A 574-nucleotide genomic window follows, 5' to 3' on the forward strand; every position below is an offset into this window, starting at 1 on the left:
GCTATCGACAAGCCGTTCCTGCTGCCAATCGAAGACGTATTCTCCATCTCCGGTCGTGGTACCGTTGTTACCGGTCGTGTTGAGCGCGGTATCATCAAAGTTGGCGAAGAAGTTGAAATCGTTGGTATCAAAGACACCGTTAAGTCTACCTGTACTGGCGTTGAAATGTTCCGCAAACTGCTGGACGAAGGCCGTGCTGGTGAGAACGTAGGTGTTCTGCTGCGTGGTATCAAACGTGAAGAAATCGAACGTGGTCAGGTACTGGCTAAACCAGGCTCCATCAAGCCGCACACCCAGTTCGAATCTGAAGTGTACATCCTGAGCAAAGATGAAGGTGGTCGTCACACGCCATTCTTCAAAGGCTACCGTCCACAGTTCTACTTCCGTACTACTGACGTGACCGGTACCATCGAACTGCCAGAAGGCGTAGAGATGGTAATGCCAGGCGACAACGTGAACATGGTTGTAACCCTGATTCACCCAATCGCGATGGATGACGGTCTGCGTTTCGCAATCCGTGAAGGCGGCCGTACTGTAGGCGCTGGTGTTGTTGCTAAAGTTATCGCTTAATCGC

General features: G+C 51.6%; 1 protein-coding gene. It reads left to right on the forward strand.

The features are described 5' to 3' along the window. A partial coding sequence (locus tag ACJ8IP_RS24220) for an EF-Tu/IF-2/RF-3 family GTPase (protein ID WP_239508494.1) occupies positions 1-570 on the forward strand: 570 nt, incomplete at its 5' end. Between the last annotated feature and the right edge of the window lie 4 nt (positions 571-574).

The organism is Serratia sp. CY52157 (assembly GCF_052168495.1).
Lineage (GTDB): Bacteria > Pseudomonadota > Gammaproteobacteria > Enterobacterales > Enterobacteriaceae > Serratia > Serratia ureilytica.